The following is a 23955-nucleotide window of genomic DNA, read 5'->3' as shown; positions in this document are numbered from 1 at the left end:
GGGTCCCGTCGCCCCGGCGCCCGGCCGCGTGCGCGCCGCTCCGCATGTTCACCGCGGGGCGGGGTAGCGCAATGGGTGAGGTGTGGCGAGGTGCCCGGGGCCCCACTGGCGACGCGACGGGCCGCCGCCGTAGGGTCGGGGCGAGGTCTCCGGACGATAAGGACACTGATCATGGAGCTCGACCACGATTTCACCGTCCCCGTGCCGGTGGATCAGGCCTGGTCGGTGCTGCTCGACGTGGAGCGCGTCGCGGCCTGCATGCCGGGCGCGACGCTCGACTCGGTCGACGGCGGGGAGTACGCGGGCCGGATGAAGGTGAAGGTGGGCGCGATGACCATCACCTACCGCGGCACCGCGCGGATCGTCTCGGCGGACGAGTCGTCCCGCGTCGTCACGATGGAGGCGTCCGCCAAGGAGGCCCGCGGGTCGGGGACCGCGGCGGCGACCGTGCAGGCGAGACTGCACGAGGAGGACGGCGTCACCCGCGTGTCCGTCCACACCAAGCTGAACGTGACGGGCCGTCCGGCGCAGTTCGGCCGCAACATCCTGTCCGAGGTCGGCTCCAAGATCATCGCAAGGTTCGCCAAGCAGCTGGCCGCCGAGCTGGAGGCGCCCGGCGAGGCCGCCGCGCAGGCCCCGGCCGCTCCGGCCGGCAAGCCCGCCGAGGCGGCTCCCGATACGCCGGCGGCCGCCGCCGTGGCGCCCGCGGAAGAGCCCGCCGCGGCCCCGGAGAGCCCGGAGAAGGCCGCGGAACCGGAGTCGGAGGCGGAGACCGGCGTGGCGCCCGCGGCACCGGAGAAGCCCGCCGACAAGCCCGGCCCCGTCGAGGCGGAGCCCGGGGAACGCCCGTCGCTGCACGTCGCGGGCGGGCTCGACGAAGGCGGGCACGCGCGGCGCGTGGAGGAGAAGGACGACGCGATCGACCTGCTGGAGTTCGTGGGCCCGTCGATCGCCAAGCGGGCCGTTCCCGCGGTCGGCGGCCTGGTCGCCGTCCTCCTGGCCGTCCGCTTCCTCGTGCGCCGCCGCAAGAGGCGCTGACCGTCGGCAGCGCTGACGGCGCGCTCATCCGGGGCGGGGTCAAGGCGGCGTCAACGATCCGTGCGCGGGCGGCGGCGTCGATGGAACGCGCCGCGTCCGGTGCGGTCGGCTTGCCCGGTGGACACCATCGAGCTCCAGCGGATCGCGCGGATCGAGAACGACAACTGGTGGTACCGCGAACGCCGCGAGATCCTGTCCGCTGAACTGCTGCGGTTCAGCGTGCCAGGGACGGCCGTCGACATCGGCGCCGCGTCCGGGGCGTCCTGCCGCGTGCTGGCCGGCCACGGGTGGAGCGCCACGGCGATCGACCTGAGCCCGGACGCCGTCGCGCTGGCCCGCGCCTACGGTGTCGAGGCCTACGAGGGCGACGCGCGTTACCTGCCGCTTCCGGCATGCGAGTACGACCTGGCGCTGGCGTTGGACGTGCTTGAGCATGTGGAGGACGACGAGCGAGCGGCCGCAGAGGTCGCGCGGGTGTTGCGGCCAGGTGGGACGGTGCTGGTGTCCGTTCCTTGCGACATGGCTCTGTGGTCGGCCCATGACGTGGCTCTCGGACGCGTCCGCCGTTACTCCCGCCGCAGGCTGGTCGAACTGCTGGAGGATGCGGGCCTGGTGCTGGAGCGCGTGTGGAGCAGGGGCGTCATGCATCGTCCGCTCCTGCGTCTGCTCAGGAACCGGACGGTGCGGCGCGAGGATCTGGCTCCGCTGCATCCGCTCGTCAACGAGGCGCTGCGGATGTCCGCCGCGCTGGAGCGGCGCCTGCCGGTCGCCTCGTGGCCTGGCGTGTGGCTGTTCGCGCGGGCCCGCCGCCCAGGCTGACGGCGGGCCCGCGCGTTCAGGCCCGGCGTTCAGGCCTTGCCGAAGACGCGGTCGACCACCCGGGACGCGGCCTGGCCGTCGTCATGCGGGCAGTACTTCACGAAGAAGCGGTCGTAGGCGTCCGCGTAGCGATGCTCGCCCGCGGGCGCCGCCCTGACCGCTTCGGCGACCTCCGCGGACGTCCGCACGACCGGACCGGGCGCCTCGGCCTCCAGGTCGAAGTAGAAGCCGCGCACGTGGTCGCGGTACCAGTCCAGGTCATAGGTGAACAGGACGATGGGACGGCCCAGGATCGCGTAGTCGAACATGGCGGACGAGTAGTCCGTGACGAGCACGTCGGCCGCCATGTACAGCTCGGCGATGTCCGGGTACCGGGACACGTCGATGACGAACGGGCCAGAGTCGTACTCCGCGAGCTGGTTCGCGGCGATCCGGTCTCGGTCGGTGATGAGGTGGTGCGTCCGCAGGAGGAGGACGTAGTCGTCCCCCAGGGCCTGGCGCATGGTCTCCAGGTCCAGTTCCAGTGAGAAGCCCTGCCTGCCTTCTGCGTGATGCCGGTCGTCCCGCCAGGTCGGCGCGTAGAGGACGACTTTCTTGCCCTGCGGTATCCCCAGGCGCTTGCGAATGTGGGTCCCGATGCGTTCCCACTCGGGCGTGCTGAGGATGTCGTTGCGCGGGAACCCGGTCTCCAGGACCTCGCCCTCGTACCGGAAGGCCCGCCGCATGACCTGGGTGGCGTACGGGCTGGAGGACAGCAGGAGATCCCATCGGGGGACCTCCTCCTCCATCCAGTCCAGCCGCTCGGTGCGCTGGTACGGCATGTCTTGCAGGTCGTAGGCGAGGCGCTTCAACGGGGTGCCGTGCCAGGTCTGGAGGTAGATCTGGCCTGTCCGCTTGAAGAACCATTGCGGCAGCGCGTGGTTGGCGACGAGATACCGAGCGTGCGCGAGCGCGCGGTAGTGCTCGCGGCTGCCGGCCAAGACGGTCGTGGCCTTTCCGTCCACCGCGAACTGGTCGTCCTGGGAGACCCACACGCATTCCAGGTCGGTGTCGCGGCGGATGAGTTCCTCATAGACGGCCCTCGGGCTGCAGCTGTACTGGGAGCCGTTGTAGCTGCTGAACACCACCATGTCGGCCAGGGGGCTGCGCAGGTAGACGGAATAGTCCCTCTGCTGGAGAAGGGTCTGCGCATGCCCGCTGCGCTCGTCGTCCTCCAGGGACACACGGCTGTGCAGCATCAGCGCGTCGATCTGGTGGACGCCGATCTCGAACTCGTGGGTGCCCGCGCGGTGCCGGTCGGGCAGGTTGGGGATGGCCTCGCGTTCGACGACGACGGCCACCTCTCCTGCACGCGTGCGCGCCAGCAGGTCCCAGGTCCCGCTGCTCAGCGGCAGGTCCGTCCCGAACACCGACATCGTCGCGGGGGCGAAGGGGGCCGTGAACCGGCTCCCCTCCCAGCTGACGGGGACCCGGTGCTCATCGCCGGACCGGCGCCGCCGCAGGACGAAATGGTCGGGACGGTGGTCCGGGTCGGCGAGATCGCCCGTCAGCGCGAGCAATCCGTTGGCGTCCCACTCGGCGCCCGTGACGACCGGACGGCAGCTGCGCTCGACCCCCCGCAGGTTCCCGAACGCGGTGCGGCTGACGGCGAACTCCCGGCCGCGCCCCGCGCTCTCCGGCAGGGCGAAGCGGGCGGGCTTGACGTTGCTCGCGACGGTGAGCCGCAGAGGGCCGCCCTCACCCGTCAACCGGATGTCCCAGTCGATGGCGTCGCGCAGGTGCGCACCGTACTGCGCTCCGTTCGGTCCGCCGTCCGGCACGGACGCCAGGAACTTCAGCGGCAGCCTCGCCGTGAAGTCGAACCCGGTGCCCTCCGCCATCCGCAGGACGGCCGCCTGCCGCAGCGTCACCTCGCCGCGGACCTCGTCTCCCCCGTACCTGCGAACCGCGACCATCGCGGCTCCGGCGCCGAGCGCGCGCCGCGTCCAGCCGGACAGCACCAGCACGTCGCCGTCGAGGCTGATCCTGGTCAGCACGGCCTTGGCCCGCTTGACGTGGACGACGAACACGTCGTCGTCGCCTGCCGCCGGCTGGACGGCCACGTGCTCGTCCACCTGCCGCGGCGACGTCCACCGGACGGCCGGAGCCATCGCGGTCAGCCGCTGCACCGCCCTGCGCCCGGCCGTCGACACCTCGGCGAACAGCTCGTAGGTGGCCGTCCGCCACTCGTCGTTGTCCAGCAGGTACTCCGGCTCCACCCGCACCGTGAAGCCCGACCAGTCGAGGGAGACGTTCGCGTGCCCGGAGCGCACCGTGACCTCCGGGACGTAGCGGCGCTCCACCGGGAGCCGGATCTCCTTGCCGGTCCGCACGTCGCGCATCCAGACGCGGATCCGGGAATCGGCCACCGCCGCCACCGCGAACCGGTCGAAGTAGGCGTGCCCCTCGACGATGAGGGTGTCGACGTCCCACTCCACGCGGTCGACGTCCGCCCACAGCGCCAGCTCGTCGGTGACGTCGTACACGTCCTCCGGGACGCCCCGGCCGGAGTCGTCGAAGAAGGGGTAGCGGGCGTACCAGCGCTGCCGGAGACGGCCGCGCGGCACCAGCGGCACGTCCCGCAGGCCGCCCTCCTCGAAGCGCAGCACCTCCAGCAGTTCGGGCAGCATGCACTCGCCGAGCAGGTACGTCTCCAGCCGCCTGATCGCCTCAAGGCCGGCGGCGGCCCGGCGCCCGGCGCCGGCGACGACCTCCGCGCCGAGCTCGACGAGGTGTTCGCGCTCCTCCCAGGTGGCCGTGGGCAGGGCGAGCATCAGTTCGCGCACGTCCAGGTCGAGCGCGTACATGTCGTGGAAGGCCAGAAGGTCCGGCGCCTGCTTGCGGACGAACTCCCGCGTCCTCGCGAGGGTCGTCATGCGTTCGGTGATGTCGGCCGGGTCGGGGCGTGTGCGCAAGGCCGATCCGGGACGGTCCCGCCAGAAGTAGACGGTCGCATCCAACACGTCCACGGCGGAGGCCAGCACGTGGCTCCGCACAGCGATGAGGAGGTCGCCACCGGTCCCGAACTCCAGGCCGTACGCGTCCCAGAACGAGCGCCGGTAGACCTTGTTCCACACCGTCCTGTCTTGCAGGAGGGCGGGGTGGCGGGTCACGTGCGTCGACAGCATGGTCTCCGCGTAGGGGTCGCTGTGGAGCGGCGACTGCCACGCCTGTTCCTCGTCCAGGCACATGACGTTCCCGCCCGCGAGGTCCGAACCGGTGTCGTCCAGCGTCCCGACCAGCAGTTCGTAGGCGTAGGGCGGCACCGCGTCCTCGCCGTCGGCGAAGGCGAGGTAGCGGCCCTTGGCCTGCTCGACGCCCGCGTCGGCCGCCGTCGTTCCGGGGGCGGGCTGCACGAGGGCGAAACGGTCGTCGCGGCCTGCGAACTCCTTGGCGACGGTTGCGTCCCTGGCGGCACCGCCGGCGGCCAGGCCGTCCTCCACCATGAGCACCTGGATGTCGCGCAGCGTCTGCCCGGCGATCGACTCCAGGCACTCCGCCAGGCGGCCGCCGGTGTTGCGGATGGGGACGACGATGCTGATCTGCGGGGACACGAGCGGCTCCGTACTGGGCTTTCGGGGATTCGTGGGTTTCGGCGGGTCGGGTGGTCTTCAGCAGGTCGGGCGGCTCAGCGCAGGACCCGGTCGAGCACGCGCGCGCCGGCGTGGCCGTCGTCGTGCGGGCAGTACCGGGCGGCGAACGCGGCGCGCGCATCCCGGAACCCGGTCTCCAGCGCGGCGGGCTCGCGCAGCGCCTCGACGACGTCCTGCGTGGTGGCGAGCAGCGGCCCCGGCGCCTCGGCGTCGAAGTCGAAGTAGAAGCCGCGCACGTGGTCGCGGTACCGCTCCAGGTCGTAGGTGAAGAACACCATCGGCCGGCCGGTGACGGCGAAGTCGAACATGGACGACGAGTAGTCGGTGACGAGCACGTCGCTGATGAGGAAGAGCTCCGAGATGTCGGGGTAGACCGAGACGTCCATGACGCAGTCGCCCGGCCGCAGCCTCGGACGGTCGGTGACGAGGTAGTGCGTCCGCAGGAGCAGGACGTGGTCGCGGCCCAGCGCGGCCCGGAACCTGTCGATCTCGAATTCGAGGCGGAAAGCGCGCTTGCCGATCGCGTGGTGGAAGTCGTCCCGCCACGTCGGCGCGTACAGCACGACCCGCTTGCCCTCAGGGATGCCGAGGCGCCGCCGCACCGCCGCGGCGATCTCGTCGCGGTGCGGGCTGCTCAGCACGTCGTTGCGGGGGTAGCCGCTTTCGAGGACGTCCCCGGAGTAGCCGAACGCGCGCCGGAACAGCGGCACGGAGAACGCGTTCTGGGCGAGCAGGAGGTCCCATTGGGGGACGTCGTACTCCATCCAGTCCACGCCCTCGGTGCGCTTGAAGGGCATCTGCTTGACGTCGTATCCGAGCTTCTTGAGCGGCGTCCCGTGCCAGCACTGGACGTAGGTCTGGTCCTCGCGCTTGGTGAACCATTCCTGCTGCGACCAGTTGCCGAAGATGTAGCGCGCGCGGGCGAGCGCCTCGTAGTGCTCCCGCGTCCCGGCGAGGACGGTGCGGGCACCAGAAGGCTTGCCGAACTGCCCGTTCTCGGTGACCCACACGCATTCCAGGTCGGTTTCGCGGCGCCGCAGCTCGTCGTAGATGCCGCGCGGGTTGCACGAGTACTGGCGCCCCTTGTACGCGTCGAACACGGCGAGTTCACGGACGGGCAGGTTCAGGTGGCGCCGGTAGTGCCCGGACCGTATGCGGCTCTGCGCGTAGGCGCCGCGCTCGTCGTCGTCCAAGGCCGTCTCGACGCGCAGCTGCAAGTGGTCGGTCTTCTGGGCCCGGACGGTGATCCGGTGCAGGCCCGCCTCGAACGGCTCGGGCAGGTCGCGGAGCGTATGGCGGCGGACGACCACCGGCTGCTCCTGCCCTCCGACCGTGGCGAGGACGTCCCAGCGGCCCGAGACCAGCGGGCGCGACAGACCGAGCACCGGCATGCGCGCGGGCGAGAACACCGCCGTGAACCGGTCGTCCTCCCAGTGCAGCCTGACGGCGTGTTCCTCGCTCGACCGCCGCCGCCTCAGGACCAGCGAGTCCGGCCGCCCGATCCGGTCCGAGCACGTGCCCGCCAGGCGGAGGGCGCCCTCGGACGACCACGACACCTCGTCGACGGCGAGGACGAGGCCGCGGGAGACGATCCGCAGGGTGCCGCGCCGCGTCCTGGCGATCTCCAGTTCCCCGCCGGGGATGGGGAAGGCCGCGCCCGCCGGGTCCTCGTCCAGGTACGGGCGGACCCCCTCCGAGAGGGTGATCTCCCAGTCGCCCTGCCGCCGGGCCAGCCCGGCGACCGGCAGCCGCGCCCGGAACCCGTCGGCGCCGACCGGCTCGACCGGCCCGAGCACCGTCGCACGCCCCACCCTCGGGACGGCCGTGACGCGCGGCTCGTCCCCGAACGGGACGCGGCTCCAGCCGTCCAGCCACAGCTCGCCGCCCTCCAGGTGGCAGCCGACGACGGCCGCCGGCGTGCGGCGCACCTGGATCACGAACCGGTTCCGGCCCGTGACTCCCTGGACGAGCACGCCCGGCGCGCACTCCCGGTCCCGCGGCCACTGCCGCCCGGTGAGGCGCGGCCCCATGAACGTCGACCGGCGCCGCAGCCCCCGGTTGACGATCTCGACGCACGGCACCCAGTCGACGTCCCGCCAGCGCCCGAACATCCGCAGCGCGGACGGGTCGATCTCCGCGACGAACCCGGACCAGTCGTAGGAGACGTTCGACTGCCGCGACCCGGCGGTCACGTCCGGCCTGCGGACCCGCCTGACCGGGACGCGCATGAGGCCCCGCCTGTTGGCCGCCACCAGCCAGATCCGGATCCGGGACCCGTCCTCGCTGGAGGCGTCCAGATGCCGGACGTAGGCGTGGCCCTCCAGGCGGAGCCGGCCGTCCGACCAGGTGGCCCGGTCGATCGCGGCGACCGGTCTGAGTTCGTCGGTCACGTCGTACACGTGCGCCGGGACGCCCCGGTCCTCGTCCTCGAAGAACGGGTACTCGGCGTACCAGCGGTGGCGCAGGCCGCGGCGCACGCGCGGCGCGTCCGCCGCCATGCGCAGCTGGGCGAAGCGCAGCACCTCCAGCAGTTCCGGCAGCATCCGCCGGCACAGCAGGTGCAGTTGCAGGCGCGTCATCGCGGGCTGCCGCTTCACGACGCGAGCGCTCACCTGCCGGGCCAGGGCCGCCCCCATGGCGACGAGTTCTCCGCGGTTCTCGTCCTGCGTCCTGGGAAGGGCCTCGAACAGGACGCGAAGCTCGATGGGGATCAGGACGTGCTCGTCGTAGGCGTTCAGGAGCTGCGGCGCGTAGTCGGCCAGACCGTCCCGTACGGACCGCGCGGAACGCATGCGCTGCCTGAAGTTGTCCCAGTCGTAGCGGTCCTCTGTGATGGACCCAGGGCGCCTGCGCCAGAAGTAGACCGTGTCGCTCAGGACGTCCACGGAACGGGCCAGGGCGTGCGCGCGCGCCGTGACAGGCGGGTCCTCGTAGTAGCCGGTAGGGAACTCCAGACCGGTCCGAGTCCAGAACGCGCGCCGGTACACCTTGTTCCACGGCGTCCGGTCGCGCATGAGCATCGGCATGGACGACACATGCGTCTTCGAACGGGGATCGGTGAAGACGCCGTCGTGCAGGTGCGACTGCCAGGTGCGGTCGTCGTCCATCCGCTGGACGTTCCCGCAGGCCAGGTCCGACCCGGTCCGTTCAAGGGACGCGACCAGCCGCGCGTACGCCTCGCGCTCCACGACGTCGTCGGCGTCGGCGAACGCCAGGTACTCGCCCCGCGCCTGCCGCACGCCCGCGTTGCGGGCGGGCCCGGGCCCCTCGTTCTCCCGTGTGAGGAGGCGGAACCGCGGATCGCGGCCGCACATGTCCTTGGCGATCACGGCGCCGTTGTCGGTGGACCCGTCGTCCACCATGATCACTTCCAGGTCGCCCAGCGTCTGGCCCGCCAGCGATTCCAGGCACTCCTGGAGATACTCCTCGGTGTTGTGGAACGGCACGACCACGCTGAGCTTCGGGGACATGGGGCCTCCTCCTCGCCCCACGAGCATGGTCACCCTAAGCCACCGCACGAACGCGCATCGCGATTGCGAGGCCGTCCCCTGACGCAGACTTGACCCCGCCTGGCCGCCACTTGACCTGGGCGTTAACCCACGGGGCCAGGAATCCCGCAGATCAGGCGGTGCGGACCCCGGGGGTCACGCCCGACTCCGCGATGCCCGATTCGGAGAGTGCGGCGCGGACGCTCGCCGCGAGCGCCTCGAACTCGTCCGCGCGCGGGGACGTCGACCGGAAGCCGAGGCCGATGCGGCGGAAGGGCGCCGGTGCCGCGAACCGGTGGCAGCCGAGGTTCGGTGCCCGGCGGGTCTCCACGGGCAGCGCCGTCTCGGGGACGAGCGTCACCCCCAGCCCGCCCGACACCAGCTGGACCAGCGTCGCCAGGCTAGTGGCGTACGTGGCCGCGGCCGCGCGCGCCCCCACCTCCCGGCAGACGTCCAGTGCCTGGTCGCGCAGGCAGTGACCCTCGTTCAGCAGGATGACGTCGAGGTCGTTCAGCGCCTCCCGCGCGACCCCGGTGGCGCCCAGGTCGAACCCGGCGGGCGCGACGAGCACGAAGTCCTCGTCGTACAGCGGCAGTTCCGTCACGCCCGTCGCCGGCGCGGGAAGCGCCAGCAGCACCACGTCCAGGCGCCCGGCGAGCAGTTCAGCGACGATGTGGCCGGTCTGCTCCTCGTGGACGGACAGTTCCAGGTCGGGGAACTCCTTGGCGAGCCTCGGCAGGACGATGGGCAGCAGGTACGGCGCGACGGTCGGGATGACCCCCACCCGGAGCGGCCCCACGAGCATCCCCCGGACGGCCTGGACCTCCTCGACCAGCCGGTCGAGTTCCGCGAGGACGGTCTCGGCCCGCCGCGCGACCCGCTCCCCCGCCGGCGTCAGCAGGACCCTGCGCGTCGTCCGCTCGACGAGCCGCGTTCCGAGGCCCTCCTCGAGCGCCGCCACAGCCCCGGACAAGGCGGGCTGGCTCATGCGCAGAGCGGCGGCGGCGTCACGGAAATGCAGGTACTCCGCCAATGCCAGGAACGCCCGCAACTGGGCCACCGTCGGTCTGCTGATCCCCATCCTGACGCAGACATTACCCAAGGACGGTCACGCAACGTGACCAGTCCCAGGTCGCGGCGGGGTGGGATTCACCACAGCCGGCGGCGCGGCGGCCGGTCAGCGGACGGGGAGGCGGTCGGGGTGCGGGATCGGTGCGCCGGGATCGGCGACGCGGGTGGTGAACGTGCCGTGGAAGCCGAACGGGATGTGGTGCGGGAGGTGAAGGTCCGCGACCGGGGCGAGGTCACGTGCGTCCAGGATGGTGAGCCGCGAGCGGTGCTCTGCGGCGAGATACACCACGGCTAGGAGCCACCCGTCGTCCTCGGCGGAATCCGGCGCGCGGGGCACGAAGATGGGCTCGCCCACGTAGGTGTGCGGGCCCGCCTCGTGCGCCTGCGTGTGGCCGGTGTCGTTGTCGACTTTCAGGACGGTGTCGTACTCGCCGCTCGGGCCAGTCCGTCCCGTCATGTAGGTGTAGCGGTGCCTGCGCGTGGAACGGCGCCAGTCGTACTGGGGGAACTCGCCGGGCCGGTCCGACAGCGGCGTCTCGATCACACGGCCCGCCGGGGTGATCCGGTAGCGCGTGAGCCTGCTGGACGGCAGGTCGGTGAAGCGCGTGCGGAAGTCGGACAGGTCGCGCCTGATCGCTTCGAAGTCGTCGAAGAGCACCAGGTCGACGACGGTGTCGGAACCGTCCTCGAAGGCGTTCGCCACGTGGACGTGCACGAGCGCCTCGTGCTCCACGACCCGGGCCGGACCGCCGTCGCGCGGCACCAGCACGAACCGCGTCCCCTTCTCGGGACGGTGCCGTATCGCGTCGAACACCGACGCGCCGCCGCCGAACATCGTGCGCAGGTCGAACATGTACGGGTCCAGGACGAACACCATGTGGTCGGTCGTCAGCGCCACGTCGTGGTTCCACGGCATGTTCGCCATCCGGACCCGGGCGAGCCGCCGCAGCCGGCCGCGCCGGTCGACCTTCCAGCAGTTCAGGGCGGGCAGCGGGCTGAAGTCCTGACCGAAGTTGAACATCTCGCCCGTGACCGGATCCCACTTCGGGTGGGCGGAGAACGCCTTGAGCGCGCCGCGCAGCCGTCCGCCGAAGTCGTACGTGCCGAGCGTCTCCAGGGTGTCGGGGTCGAGGCGGTGCGGCGGGCCGCCCTCCCACAGGGCCAGCAGCCGGTCGGCGTGCAGCGCGATGCCGGTGTTGGCGGGATTGGCCGGGCCCTTCCCCTTCACGAAGTTGGCCCAGAAGCCGCCGGGGAGCGGCGTCCCGACGCCCGGGCGGACGGGACCGCCGGAGACCAGGCCGTGCCTGAACTGCGGCGTCCGCACGTACCGGTTGCGGAACCGCACGGACCGCCCGTCGAAGGCGAACTGCGAGACCATCCCGTCGCCGTCGAAGAGGTGGTGCATCAGCGTGCGCCCGACCTCCCACTTGCCCGGGCCGATCCGGTACAGCGTGCCGGTGAGGCCGGGCGGGAGCTCCCCGTCGATCTGGTCGACGGCGTAGTCGTGCTCGCGCATGAGCGGCGCGAACACGCGCGCCATGTCCGTGGAGGCCGCGGTCGCGCCGGACCGGGGCTCGGTGTCGCTGGAACGGGGCACGGGGGCCTCCCCATCTGGCTACGCCTGTTGCCAGAAAGGTAGATTCTGGCAACGGCTGTGTCAAGATTGTGCGGTGAGCCCTCGCCCGTACGGCGGCGTCACCGCCGACCGCCGCCGCGCCGACCGCCGCGCCGCGCTCCTGGACGCGGCCCTCGACCTGCTCGCGGAGGACGGCGTCCGGGGGACGTCCCTGCGCGCGGTCTGCGCGCGCGCCGGCCTCAACCCGCGCTACTTCTACGAGAGCTTCACCGACCTGGACGCCCTGCTCACCGAGGTCCACGACCGGATCGTCGCGGAGATCGCCGAGGCCGCCGCCCGGGGCGTCGCCGCCGCCGGGCCGGACGCCGGCCTGCGCGCGACCGTCCGCTCCGCCGCCATGGCCGCCCTGGACACGGGCCGCGCCGATCCCCGCAAGATCCGCGTGATGCTGGTCGAGGCGACCGCCAGCCCCGTCCTGCGGGCGCGCCAGCACGCCGCCCGCCGCGACTACACGCGCCGGGTCATCGAGTACGCCCGCACGTTCTCCGACATCCCGCCGGACGCCGACGCGCGCGTGCACTTCGTCGCCACGATGCTGGTCGCCGGATGGAACGAGAACCTCATCGCCTGGCTGGACGGGGAGCTCCAGACCACCCTGTCCGGTCTGGCCGACATGTTCGCCGACGCCGCCGAAGCCCTCGCCACGCACGCCGCCGCCCGCCCCCGCTGAGCCGTCCCCCGCCCCGGTCGACGGCCGCTCTCAGGCAAGGCCGGCCGTCGGCGGCGAGCGTCAGCGGGATCGGCCGGCGATGCGGTCGAGCCATTCCCGCATCAGGCCCCGCTCCGGTTCGGTCAGGGCCGCGACCTGGGGAAGAGCGGCGCGCAGGGCGATGGCGGCGCCGACCGGGCCGGGCGTCGCCGGCGCGGGAGCGTCGGTCGCGATCGCCGCGATGACCGCCTCGCGCGCCATGGCGGACAGCCCCGGGTCGCGGCCCTCCTCGGGCATGGCGATCAGTGCGATGGTCGTGCCGGAGCCGGCCGCGTGGACGAGCCGGACGGCGCGCTCCTCGGCGACGCGCAGCCGCCCGGCCTCGGCGATCCGCCGGATGCGGGCGGAGAGGATCTCGATCCCGGCGACCGCCGCCGGCGCCGGCGCCGTCCCGGGACGGGGCTCGCACATGAGCATGTAGAGGGCCGGATTGGCCAGGCCGAACTCGACGTGCTCGTCCCATCCGGCGCGCAGGTCGTCCACCGGGTCGGCGTCGGGCCGCGGGTCGGCCTTGGCGTCCAGGTAGGCCGCGAAGCCCTCGGCGGCGACCGCGTCGAGCAGGCCGCGCTTGTCCCCGAAGAGCCGGTAGATGGTCGGCGCCTGCACCCCGGCCGCGACCCCCACCGCGCGCGTCGAGACGGCCTCGCGCCCGCCCTCGGCGAGGAGCTCGGCGGTGGCGGCGAGGATCCGCTCCCGCGGTCCGTCGCCCGCTCGTCCTCCCTGCATGCTAACGACGATAACAGAAACTGGTTAGCACTGTTTAAATATCAGTGTTACCGTGAACGTGTTAGCGCTGATATCGAAGGAGTGGAACTTAATGATCATCATCACCGGAGCCACCGGGAGGCTCGGCCGGACGACCGTCGAGCGCCTGCTCGGACGCGTCCCCGCCGGGCGGATCGGGGTCAGCGTCCGGGATCCGGAGAAGGCGGGAGACCTCCGGGCCCGCGGCGTCCGCGTCCGCCGGGGCCATTTCGCCGATCCCGCGAGCCTCGCCCACGCGTTCGAGGGCGCGTCGCAGGTCCTGATCGTGTCCGCCGACACGACCGGCGAGGCGGCGCTGCGCCTGCACCGCACCGCGATCGACGCGGCCGTGAAGGCGGGCACCGGCAGGATCGTCTACACCGGCCACATGGGCACGAGCCCGTCTTCCCTCTTCCCGCCGATGCGGGACCACGCCGCCACCGAGGAGGCGCTGCGGGCCTCGGGCGTCCCCTTCACGTCACTGCGCAATGGCTTCTACGCGTCCACGACGGCGGTGCTCCTCGACGCCGCCCTGCGGACCGGCGAGCTGGCGGTGCCGGAGGACGGGCCGGTCTCCTGGACCTCCCACGACGATCTCGCCGAAGCCGCCGCGGCCACGCTGGCCGAGGAGGTGTTCGACGGCGCCACCCCGGCCCTGACGGGCGGCGAGGCGGTCGACATGGCCGGGGTGGCGGCCCTCGCCTCCGACATCACCGGACGGCCGATCAGGCACGTGGTCGTGCCGGACGCCGACTACCGGTCCGGCCTGGTCGCGCACGGCGTGCCCGAGCATGGGGCGGACATCCTCACGGCCATGTTCGCCGCGGCTCGCCGAAGCGAGTTCTCGCACGTCGATCCCGCCCTCGGCCGCCTGCTGAACCGCCCTCCGACGCCGCTCCGGGACGTCCTCACGGCGGCCCTCGACCCCGGAACCGCACCGACCCGGCCATGACGGACAGTAGCGGGACCTGGGACAGCCGGCGGTGAGGGAGCGACGCCTGTCACCGATGTCACCTGTTGTCCGGAGAGAGCGCAGCGCCCTACACTTGCGCGCTACGCAGAGTTAGACCCGATATGGGGCCTATCTGTGTGATCTATGTCTACCGGGCGGCCGGACGGCGGGCCGGCCACTCTCTCTCCGCCGGTCAGCGCGCCGTCCAGCCCATTGATAAGACGTGCCTATCAGGCTTGAGGGATCCATCGATTTCTCTTTTTGATCGAGTCGGGGCACTGTGAGTGACATCGGCCGCCGAGGCGAAGAGCCCGCGGCCCTCTCGCGCCTCCCCGTGCGGAGGCGACCCCTTTCTCATGATGAAGGAGCATGCGTGCTTACTGTCGGTGACAAGTTCCCCGAGTACGAGCTCACCGCCTGCGTCTCGCTGGACGCCGACAACGCGTTCGAGACGATCAACCACAAGTCCTACGAGGGCAAGTGGCGCGTGGTGTTCTTCTGGCCCAAGGACTTCACGTTCGTCTGTCCGACCGAGATCGCGGAGTTCGGCCGCCTCAACGAGGACTTCGCCGACCGCGACGCGCAGGTGCTCGGCGCGTCCGTCGACAACGAGTTCGTCCACTACGCGTGGCGCAAGGACCACCCGGACCTGCGGGAGATCCCGTTCCCGATGCTGTCCGACCTCAGGCGCGAGCTCTCGGAGTCGCTCGGCATCCTCACCGAGGACGGCGTCGCGCAGCGCGCGACGTTCATCGTCGACCCGAACAACGAGATCCAGTTCGCCATGGTGACCGCCGGTTCCGTCGGCCGGAACGTCAAGGAGGTCCTGCGGGTCCTGGACGCCCTGCAGAGCGACGAGCTGTGCCCCTGCAACTGGAACAAGGGCGAGGACACGCTCGACGCGGCCAAGCTGCTCGCCGGGGCCTGAGCCTCCCGCCGGGCACGGACCCGGCGGAGGACGGGCACGGACCGAAGGCGGCCGGCCGCGCGACCCGCGGCCGGCCGTCCGCACGAAAGGACGCATGATCATGAGCGTTGACGCGCTGAAGGGCGCCCTCCCGGGCTACGCCAAGGACACCAAGCTCAACCTGGGCTCGCTGACCTCGACCTCCCAGCTCACCGACCAGCAGCTGTGGGGGACGGTCCTGGCCTGCGCCCTCGCCACGCGGAGCGCCGTCGTCATCCGGGAGCTGGCCGAGGAGGCGGGCGACAACCTGTCCGCCGAGGCGTTCGAGGCGGCCAAGGGCGCCGCGTCGATCATGGCGATGAACAACGTGTACTACCGCGCCACCCACCTCATCGGGGACGAGGCGTACGCGACCCTCCCGGCCCGGCTGCGGATGTCGATCATCGGCAGGCCCGGCGTGGAGAAGGCCGACTTCGAGCTGTGGTGCCTCGCCGTGTCGGCGATCAACGGCTGCGGGCGCTGCCTGGAGTCGCACGAGAAGGTCGTCCGCGAGGCCGGCCTGTCGCGCGAGCTCGTCCAGGAGGTGCTGCGGATCGCCGCCGTGGTGAACGCGACCGCCGCGACCCTGGACGCGGAGGCCGCGCTGGCCCCCGCCACGGTCTGACGGCGGGCACGGCGAAGGCCCGGACGGAGATCCGTCCGGGCCTTCGCCGTGCCTACCGGCCCCCTACTCCCACTCGATGGTGCCCGGGGGCTTGGAGGTGATGTCGACGGTGACGCGGTTGATCTCGCGGACCTCGTTGGTGATGCGGGTGGAGATGCGCTGCAGGACGTCGTAGGGCAGCTTCGCCCAGTCGGCCGTCATCGCGTCCTCGCTGGTCACCGGGCGCAGGACGATCGGGTGGCCGTAGGTGCGGCTGTCGCCCTGCACGCCCACCGACCGCACGTCCGCCAGCAGGACGACCGGGAACTGCCAGATGTCGCGGTCGAGGCCGGCGCGGGTCAGCTCCTCGCGGGCGATGGCGTCGGCGTCGCGGAGGATGTCCAGGCGGTCGCGCGTGACGGCGCCGATGATGCGGATGCCGAGGCCGGGGCCGGGGAACGGCTGCCGCCAGACGATCTCGGCCGGCAGGCCGAGCTGCTCGCCGAGCGCGCGGACCTCGTCCTTGAACAGCGTCCGCAGCGGCTCGACCAGCTCGAACTGGAGGTCTTCGGGGAGGCCGCCGACGTTGTGGTGCGACTTGATGTTGGCCGCGCCGGTGCCGCCGCCCGATTCGACCACGTCCGGGTAGAGGGTTCCCTGGACGAGGAACTCGACGGGTTCGGCCGGGTCTCCGGCCGCCGCCCCGCCGTGCACGATCTCGCGGGCCGCCTCCTCGAACACCCGGATGAACTCGCGGCCGATGATCTTCCGCTTCCGCTCCGGGTCGGTGACGCCGTCGAGGGCGGACAGGAAGCGCTCCTGGGCGTCCACGACGTGCAGGTTCACCCCGGTGGCGGCGACGAAGTCCTTCTCGACCTGCTCGGGCTCGCCCTTGCGCAGCAGGCCGTGGTCGACGAACACGCAGGTCAGCTGGTCGCCGATGGCGCGCTGGACGAGCGCGGCGGCGACGGCGGAGTCCACGCCGCCCGACAGCGCGCAGATCACCCGCTTCTCCCCGACCTGCTCCCGGACGGCCTCGATCGACTCGTCCGCGATGTTCACCATCGTCCAGTTCGGCCGGCACCCGGCGCCCTCGTAGAGGAAGCGCCGCAGGATCTCCATGCCGTGCTCGGTGTGCAGGACCTCGGGGTGGAACTGGACGCCGAAGAAGCCGCGCTCCAGATCCTCCATGCCCGCGACCGGGGTGACGTCCGTACTGGCGGTCACGGTGAAGCCCGACGGGGCGCTGCTCACGAAGTCGCGGTGGGACATCCACACCGCCTGCTCGTGCGGCAGGCCCGCGAACAGCATGCCGGGAGAGGCGACGGCGACGGTCGCGCCGCCGTACTCGGCGACGTCGGAGTTCTCGACCGTCCCGCCGAGGGCCTGCGCCATGACCTGGTGGCCATAGCAGATGCCGAGCGTGGGGACGCCGATGTCGAACAGGCCCTCCGGTGCGACCGGGGCGCCCTCGGCGTACACCGACGCCGGGCCGCCCGACAGGATGATCGCCTTCGGCCGCCGGGCGAGCATCTCCGCCGCCGGCATGGTGGAGGGGACGATCTCGCTGAACACATGGCACTCGCGGACCCGCCGCGCGATCAGCTGCGCGTACTGCGCGCCGAAGTCCACGACGAGGACGGTGTCAAAGGATTGGTCTGCGGCCACCAACTACGCCTTTCGCACGGCCGGAAGGGTCTCCCAGTCTACGGGCCGCTGCCTGCGCCGATGCGCCGCACCCCGGACGTGATCGTTACAGTCCGCGACTGGCCGATAACGGTCAGCTTCCATTTACCTTGATCACACGTGCAGGATGACTGCGGTCTGATATCAGTTGATCACGCCCTGTATTCGGCGAAGCGTCGTTTCTCGGGACGCCGTGCTCGCCGGAACGCCGTCCCTAGGAGTGCCGTGAAGCTGCTCGCCGCCGCCGCTCTGCTCGCCGCCCTCGTCCCCGCCGCGCCACACGGGCAGTCCGCGAGCACAGAACCGTCCACGGGCAAGGGGCCCGAACGCCGGGGCGACGACTGCGCGCACCCCGCTGCGGCCCCCGAGGCGCGCCACCGGACAGACGGCCATGCCCGGGACCGCATGGACCTGAGCCCCGCCGAGGCCGCCCTCGTGGAGGCGCGCCTGAACCGGATCCTGGACGGTCTCCTCCAGGGCGGGCACGGTGCCTCGAAAAGCGCGAACCTGCGCAGGGCCGCACCGATCACCATCCCGGTCTACTTCCACGTGATCCACGCCGGCGCGAAGGGCAACCTGTCCAACGCGATGATCCAGCGCCAGATCAGCACGCTGAACACGTCCTACGGCGGGGGCAACGGAGGCGCGGACGCGCACGTCTCCTTCACGCTCAAGGCCGTGAGCCGCACCGACAACGCGGCATGGTTCGGCGATCCGGAACGCTACGAGGGCACCTACAAGCCGCGGCTGCACAAGGGCGGCAAGTCCACGCTGAACCTCTACAGCACCTACATCGGCGGCGACCTGCTCGGCTGGTCGACGTTCCCCTGGAAGTACAAGTCCGACCCCCAGATGGACGGTGTGACCATCCACTACGCCAGCATCCCGGGCGGATCCATCGAGAACTTCAACAAGGGGTTCAGCGCGACCCATGAGGTCGGGCACTGGCTGGGGCTGTACCACACGTTTCAGGACGGTTGCAGCGGCCAGGGCGACCGTGTCGCCGACACCCCCGCCGAGCGCGACCCCACGAACGGCTGCCCGCCCTACAAGGACACCTGCCCCGCTTCCGGGGAAGACCCGGTGCACAACTACATGGACTACAGCTACGACACCTGCATGACGTCCTTCACCCCCGGCCAGGGCGCCCGTATCCACAACGTGTGGACGGCCTACCGCGCCTAGCGGCTCCTCCCGCCCACGGGCTTTCGCTGGGAAGCGGCCTTGAGGCGGGCGGCGTCTTCGGGTGGGAGGCGGCGGAGGGCCTCGCGTAGCGTCACGCCCGAGATGGTGTCCATGCGGGGCTCGACCCAGGCGACCACCCACTCGGGGTCTTTCTTGGACAGCTCGCGAAGCACCCATCCGAGGGCCTTGCGGATGAAGAACTCGCGCTCGCCTATGAGCGCGTCCCCGTAGCGGTCGATGCGGTCGAGATCGGGGTCACCGGCCCGCACGCCTGCCAGGAGCGCCAGCATGGCCGTGCGCCTCACCCACATGTAGGGGTCGGCGACCCACGCGTCCAGTACCGTCGCCAGGTCCGGGTGGCGGACGACCAGCGCGCCGACGACCTTCTCCGCGAGCTGGTCGACGTACACCCAGCTCGCCGAGTCGCGGACGAGCCGCTCGGCGAGGCCCACGTCGCGCGGCTCCAGCAGCGCCGCCCGCTTCATGAGGACCTCGATGGCGGCCATGCGGGCCTCGTGCACCGGGCGGCCTTCGTCGGTGACGTCCCAGAGCGTCCCGGCCAGTGCGACGAGTTCCTCCCGTTCCGGCCTGGTCCTGACCGCCGCCACCGCGACCTTGCGCACCGCGGGGACAGGCACGCCGATATGGACGAAATCGCTCTTCAGATAGCGTTTCTCTCCTTCGGCGCGCACCGGGTCCGCCTGCGCCCTCAGCTCGGCCAGGATCCGCGCCGCCTCGCCCTCCACATCCACGGGGGACACGCTACGCCGCCGCGCTACGGTGCCGTATTCAGTCTTACTCACCCCTGTTCGTCCACCTTTGCTAAAGACGTTCTGTTTATTCGCATCCACCCTGGTTCCAGCGATGACTCCGCTCCCCACGCGCGCGCTCCCCCGCCCGCGCCGCACCCCCAAGGAGTTCCATGAAACGCGCCGGAATCGCCGCCGTCCTCGGCATGGCCGCCGCCTTCACCGCCTACGCCCCCGCCGCCCCCGCCACGCTGGCCGCCCCGACCGCCTCGCCCACGGTGTGCGCCGACCAGCCCGCCCAGGCCCGCGTCCGGGCCGGGGCCCACGCCACCGAGCGGAACCAGCCCGGAGCGGCCAAGGTCGCCGCCATGGAGAAGGACTTCCAGAACCGCCTCGGCAAGCTGAGGAAGGCGAGCACGGCGGCGGCCATCACCGTCCGCGTGCACTTCCAGGTCGTCTACGGCAGCGCGGGCAACGTGTCCGACTCGGTCCTGAACAAGCAGCTCACCGTCCTCAACAACGCCTACGCCGGCAGCGGCGTCACGTTCACCCTGGCCGAGATCAGGCGGACCAAGAACGCCTCCTGGTTCTCCGACCCCGAGGGCTACGAGTCCCAGATGAAGTCGGCCCTGCACACCGGCAACGCGCAGGACCTCAACTTCTACACCGCCGACCTCGGCAGCAGCCTCCTCGGCTGGGCGACGTTCCCGAGCGGCTACCGCTCCCAGCCGAAGATGGACGGCGTCGTCATCCACTACCAGAGCCTGCCGGGCGGCTCGCTCGGCAACTACAACGAGGGCGACACCGGAACCCACGAGGTGGGCCACTGGATGGGGCTCTACCACACGTTCCAGGGCGGGTGCGGCGGCACCGGCGACAGCGTCTCCGACACGCCCGCCGAGCAGAGCCCGGCCTCGGGCTGCCCGACCGGCCGCGACACCTGCTCCACGGCCGGCGCCGACCCCATCCACAACTTCATGGACTACAGCTACGACTCGTGCATGTACGAGTTCACGCCGGGCCAGTCCACGCGCATGCAGAACCAGTGGGCCGCCTACCGCGCCTGACACCGGCACCCTTCGCCTGAGCCCGACGCCCGGCGCCGGGGCGGATCACCGCTCCGCGCCGGGCTCGCGCGCCGTCAGGTGATGTCGACGATCGGGAGCTTCAGGGCCGCGGGGGCACCGGCCGGGACGACCGGGTTCTCCGGGGCGACGGGGGCCAGGCGGCGGTAGGCGTCGCCGAGGGCGGGCCGCCGGTCCTCCTCCGAGCGGTTCGGCCAGAACGCCATGGCGCGCTCGGCCTGCGCCGTGATGGTCAGGGACGGGTTGACGCCCAGGTTGGCCGAGACGGCGGAGCCGTCCACGACGTGCAGGCCGGGGTGGCCGTAGACGCGGTGGTAGGGGTCGATCACCCCGGTCTCGGCGGAGTCGCCGATGGCGCAGCCGCCGAGGAAGTGCGCGGTCATCGGGATGTCGAACAGGTCGCCCCAGGCGCCGCCCGGGATGCCGCCGATCTCCTCGGCGATCCGGCGGGTCGCCTCGTGCCCCTCGGGGATCCAGGTCGGGTTCGGCTCACCGTGCCCGGCGCCCGCGCGGACGTCCCAGCCGAACGGGCCCTTCTTCGGGCTCAGCGTGATCGAGTTGTCGCGGGTCTGCATGACCAGGGCGATGACCGTCCGCTCCGACCAGTGCCGGACGTCGAGGAGCTGGAGGAGGTCGCCCGGCCGGCGCAGCACCTCGCGGGCGAACTTGCGGATCCGGGGCGTGTGCGGCTCGCCCGGCCGGTCGCCGTCCACCAGGAGGGTCTGCAGGGAGGCGAGCAGGTTCGAGCCCCGGCCGTACCGGACGGGCTCGACGTGGGTGTCCGGCGTCGGATGGAACGACGACGTGATCGCGACGCCCTCGGAGAAGTCCGGGCCCGGCCTGCCGGCCCGCCGCCCGCCGCCGAGGATCGCCTCGGAGTTGGTGCGGGTCAGCGCGCCGAGCCGGTCGGACAGGCGCGGCAGCAGCCCGGTCGACTTGAGCTTGTGCAGAAGCTTCTGCGTCCCGTAGGTGCCGGCGGCGAAGACGACCTGCTCGGCGGTGAGCGTCTTGCGGTTGCGGCCGAACGAGCCGGTACGGACGATCTCGACCTCGTACCCGCCCCCCGCGCGCGGCCGCACCGAGGTGACGCGGCTGAGCGGCATCACCCGGGCGCCCGCCTTCTCGGCCAGGTACAGGTAGTTCTCCGTCAGCATGTTCTTCGCACCGTGGCGGCAGCCCACCATGCACTCGCCGCACTCCAGGCAGCCCCGCCGGCGCGGGCCCGCCCCGCCGAAGTAGGGGTCGGCGCTCTCGACCCCCGCTCCCTTCCCGAAGTAGACGCCGACCGGCGTCCTGACGAACGTCTCGCCCTTGCCCATCCGGTCGGCGACCCGCTTCAGGACCTTGTCGGCCGCGGTCGTCGTCGGGTTCTGGACGACGCCGAGCATGCGCTTCGCCTGCTCGTAGTAGGGCGCCAGCTCGTCCCGCCAGTCGGTGATGTGCGCCCACTGCCGGTCCTTGAAGAACGGCTCCGGCGGCACGTACAGCGTGTTGGCGTAGTTGAGGGAGCCGCCGCCGACGCCCGCGCCCGCCAGCACCATCACGCGGCTCGACTTCGCGCCGCGGACGAGGTGCATCCGCTGCATGCCGGTCAGGCCGAGCGCGGGCGCCCACAGGTAGCGGGCGATGCGCCAGTTCGTCTTCGGCAGCTCCGGATACCGGGACCCCGGTGCGCCGCCCGGATCGGTGTCGAAGCGGCGCCCGGCCTCGATGACGCCGACCCGGTAGCCCTTCTCGGTCAGCCGCAGCGCCGAGACGCTGCCGCCGAACCCCGACCCGACGACGAGCACGTCGAAGTCATGCTTCACAGGCGATCCCTACTTGATCCGCAGCTTCTTCATGAGCTTGATGCCCGTGGCCATGTAGTCGGCGAACGTGTCGTAGCCGATGGCGCCGGGCGGCTCCAGGTCCATGATGTGCTGGCTCGCGACGGTCTGGACCTCGGTGAACTTCAGCAGCCCCTCGGACCCGTGGCGGCGTCCCACACCGGACTGCTTCATCCCGCCCATCGGGGAGTCGTAGGAGGCGTAGGCGGCCCCGTAGCCGTCGTTGATGTTGACCGTCCCCGCCTGGATGCGGGCGGCGAGGCGGCGGCCCCGCGCGGGGTTCTTCGTCCACACCGACGCGTTCAGCCCGTAGGGCGTGTCGTTGGCGCGGGCGACGACCTCGTCCTCGTCCCGGTACTTGTAGACCGCGACGACGGGGCCGAACGTCTCGTTCGCGCACAGGTCCATGTCGCCGTCCACGTCCGCGAGGACCGTCGGCTCGTAGAACAGCGGACCGACGTCGGGACGGGCCTTCCCGCCGGCCAGGACGGTCGCGCCCTTCTCGACGGCCTGGTCGACGTGCGCCGTCACCGCGTCCAGCTGGCGCCTGTGGGTCAGCGAGCCCATCTCGGCGTCGAAGTCCAGGCCGGCGCCGAGCCGCATGCCCTTGACGAGCTCGACGAACCGCGGCACGAACCGGTCGTAGACGTCCTCGTGCACGTACATCCGCTCGATCGAGATGCACAGCTGCCCGGCGTTGGTGAAGCAAGCGCGGACGGCGCCGCGCGCGGCGCGCTCGACATCGGCGTCCGGCATGACGATCATCGGGTTCTTGCCGCCGAGCTCCAGCGAGTAGGCGACCAGCCGCGGCGCGACCTTCTCCGCGATCGCCCTGCCCCCGCGCGTCGAGCCGGTGAACGAGACGTAGTCGGCGTTCTCTACCAGCGGGTCGCCGATCTCGGCCGGCTCCCCGACGACGATCTGCCAGAGGTCCCGGGGCAGCCCGAGCGAGACCAGCAGGTCCAGCACCCACAGGCTGGACAGGCACGTCTGCGTGTCGGGCTTGTGGATCACCGCGTTGCCCGCCATCAGCGCGGGCGCGATGTCGCTGGCGCCGAGCGCGAACGGGTAGTTCCACGGCGCGATGAGCGCCACGACGCCCTTCGGGTGCCGCAGTTCCTGGACGCGGGTCAGTCCCGGCATCATGCCCTTGCGGCGGCGGGGCTTCAGCAGCCGCGGGGCCCGCCGGGCGTAGTAGAGCGAGCACAGCGCGACGTCGAGGAACTCCTCCATCGCGTGGCGGCGCGCCTTGCCGGTCTCCAGCTGGATGATGTCGAGGATCTCCGCGCGCCGGTCGACCAGGGCGTCCGCGAGCCGCAGGAAGGGTTTGGCCCGCTCCCCCGCCGGCAGCGCCGCCCAGGCCCGCTGCGCCTCGCGCGCCCGCTCGTAGGCGGCCCGGACATCCTCGGGGCTCGACAGCGGAACGGTCGCGAGGGGCTCACCGGTGAAGGGGCTCGCGATCGTCGCGGTCCCGGCGCCGTCCGTGGCGACGTGCGAGACCAGCCGGTCGATCAGGGTCTGGGGAAGCGTGTGCCCTGCCGCGCCCTCGGCAGTGCTCGCCGCGTCTTCGGCTGTGCTCGTCGCGCCGTCGGCCGGGTCTGCCGCGCCTTCGGCCGGAACCGTCGGGGATGCCATGCAGGCAGGGTATGACCACCCGCCCATTTTGGCTACCCGCAAGTAACGCGCTACTTGCAGTGATATGCCCCACTGGGGGCTGGTATCTCCGCCGCGCTCGCGCCCTCTTCGCCTGCGACTGACAAACCCCGCCGAACGGACCGTTCCAAG

Annotated in this window: 17 protein-coding genes; 8 read left to right on the top strand and 9 right to left on the bottom strand. The window is 71.7% G+C overall.

All coding sequences use genetic code 11. From position 1 onward, the window contains the following. Nucleotides 1-171: 171 nt before the first annotated feature. Nucleotides 172-1038 (top strand): SRPBCC family protein, encoded by an 867-nt coding sequence (locus tag AB0C84_RS13300; protein WP_361064963.1) that lies wholly within the window; start codon nt 172-174, stop codon nt 1036-1038. 117 nt (nt 1039-1155) lie between these two features. After that, nucleotides 1156-1857 (top strand): class I SAM-dependent methyltransferase, encoded by a 702-nt coding sequence (locus tag AB0C84_RS13295; RefSeq protein ID WP_361064960.1) that lies wholly within the window; start codon nt 1156-1158, stop codon nt 1855-1857. Nucleotides 1858-1886: 29 nt separating this feature from the next. On the opposite strand, the gene AB0C84_RS13290 is transcribed toward AB0C84_RS13295, so the two are convergent. From AB0C84_RS13290 to AB0C84_RS13275, 4 genes are all read right to left on the bottom strand, one after another. After that, complete coding sequence (locus AB0C84_RS13290) at nt 1887-5450, bottom strand: CDP-glycerol glycerophosphotransferase family protein (RefSeq protein WP_361064957.1); 3564 nt, start codon at nt 5448-5450, stop codon at nt 1887-1889. 74 nt (nt 5451-5524) lie between these two features. Beyond that, a complete protein-coding gene (locus tag AB0C84_RS13285) occupies nt 5525-8959 on the bottom strand; it encodes a CDP-glycerol glycerophosphotransferase family protein (protein WP_361064954.1) in 3435 nt (1144 codons plus the stop codon). A 151-nt stretch (nt 8960-9110) separates the two neighbouring features. After that, nucleotides 9111-10058, bottom strand: a complete 948-nt coding sequence (locus tag AB0C84_RS13280; RefSeq protein WP_258943839.1) for a LysR substrate-binding domain-containing protein — start codon at nt 10056-10058, stop codon at nt 9111-9113. A 96-nt stretch (nt 10059-10154) separates the two neighbouring features. Further along, entirely contained in the window at nt 10155-11645 is a 1491-nt protein-coding gene (locus AB0C84_RS13275; protein ID WP_361064951.1) for a carotenoid oxygenase family protein, read from the bottom strand. 73 nt (nt 11646-11718) lie between these two features. Between AB0C84_RS13275 and AB0C84_RS13270 the strand changes: the two genes are divergently transcribed. Further along, nucleotides 11719-12354 carry a TetR/AcrR family transcriptional regulator gene (locus tag AB0C84_RS13270; RefSeq protein ID WP_361064948.1) on the top strand — a complete coding sequence of 212 codons (636 nt, stop codon included), beginning with the start codon at nt 11719-11721 and terminating at the stop codon, nt 12352-12354. A 60-nt stretch (nt 12355-12414) separates the two neighbouring features. Here the strand turns inward: AB0C84_RS13270 and AB0C84_RS13265 are convergent, their stop codons facing one another. Further along, nucleotides 12415-13119, bottom strand: coding sequence for a helix-turn-helix domain-containing protein (locus AB0C84_RS13265; protein WP_361064945.1), 705 nt, complete (start codon nt 13117-13119; stop codon nt 12415-12417). 91 nt (nt 13120-13210) lie between these two features. On the opposite strand from AB0C84_RS13265, the gene AB0C84_RS13260 reads away from it, so the two are divergent. The 3 genes from AB0C84_RS13260 to AB0C84_RS13250 all read left to right on the top strand — a co-directional run bounded on the left by AB0C84_RS13260 (nt 13211) and on the right by AB0C84_RS13250 (nt 15660). Then, entirely contained in the window at nt 13211-14089 is an 879-nt protein-coding gene (locus AB0C84_RS13260; RefSeq protein ID WP_361064943.1) for an NAD(P)H-binding protein, read from the top strand. Nucleotides 14090-14462: 373 nt separating this feature from the next. Then, complete coding sequence (locus AB0C84_RS13255; RefSeq protein WP_179846005.1) at nt 14463-15017, top strand: peroxiredoxin; 555 nt, start codon at nt 14463-14465, stop codon at nt 15015-15017. A gap of 100 nt (nt 15018-15117) precedes the next feature. Continuing rightward, a complete protein-coding gene (locus AB0C84_RS13250; protein ID WP_361064940.1) occupies nt 15118-15660 on the top strand; it encodes a carboxymuconolactone decarboxylase family protein in 543 nt (180 codons plus the stop codon). 63 nt (nt 15661-15723) lie between these two features. Here the strand turns inward: AB0C84_RS13250 and guaA are convergent, their stop codons facing one another. Then, nucleotides 15724-17307: a glutamine-hydrolyzing GMP synthase gene (guaA, locus tag AB0C84_RS13245; protein ID WP_361064937.1), complete on the bottom strand. Its 1584-nt coding sequence runs from the start codon at nt 17305-17307 to the stop codon at nt 15724-15726. A gap of 243 nt (nt 17308-17550) precedes the next feature. Between guaA and AB0C84_RS13240 the strand changes: the two genes are divergently transcribed. Beyond that, nucleotides 17551-18510, top strand: coding sequence for a zinc metalloprotease (locus AB0C84_RS13240; protein ID WP_361064934.1), 960 nt, complete (start codon nt 17551-17553; stop codon nt 18508-18510). On the opposite strand, the gene AB0C84_RS13235 is transcribed toward AB0C84_RS13240, so the two are convergent. After that, a complete protein-coding gene (locus AB0C84_RS13235; RefSeq protein WP_361064929.1) occupies nt 18507-19262 on the bottom strand; it encodes a DNA alkylation repair protein in 756 nt (251 codons plus the stop codon). The genes AB0C84_RS13240 and AB0C84_RS13235 overlap by 4 nt on opposite strands. Nucleotides 19263-19432: 170 nt before the next feature. On the opposite strand from AB0C84_RS13235, the gene AB0C84_RS13230 reads away from it, so the two are divergent. Beyond that, nucleotides 19433-20326: a zinc metalloprotease gene (locus tag AB0C84_RS13230; protein ID WP_361064927.1), complete on the top strand. Its 894-nt coding sequence runs from the start codon at nt 19433-19435 to the stop codon at nt 20324-20326. A gap of 74 nt (nt 20327-20400) precedes the next feature. On the opposite strand, the gene AB0C84_RS13225 is transcribed toward AB0C84_RS13230, so the two are convergent. Then, on the bottom strand, nt 20401-22152 hold the full coding sequence (locus tag AB0C84_RS13225; RefSeq protein WP_361064925.1) for a GMC family oxidoreductase: 1752 nt from the start codon (nt 22150-22152) through the stop codon (nt 20401-20403). Between the two features lie 9 nt (nt 22153-22161). Next, complete coding sequence (locus AB0C84_RS13220) at nt 22162-23805, bottom strand: succinic semialdehyde dehydrogenase (RefSeq protein ID WP_361064923.1); 1644 nt, start codon at nt 23803-23805, stop codon at nt 22162-22164. Nucleotides 23806-23955 lie beyond the last annotated feature (150 nt).

The sequence above is a fragment of the Actinomadura sp. NPDC048955 genome (genome assembly GCF_040649435.1).
Classification (GTDB): Bacteria; Actinomycetota; Actinomycetes; order Streptosporangiales; family Streptosporangiaceae; genus Spirillospora; species Spirillospora luteofluorescens.
This window is presented reverse-complemented; position numbering and strand designations above follow the sequence as displayed.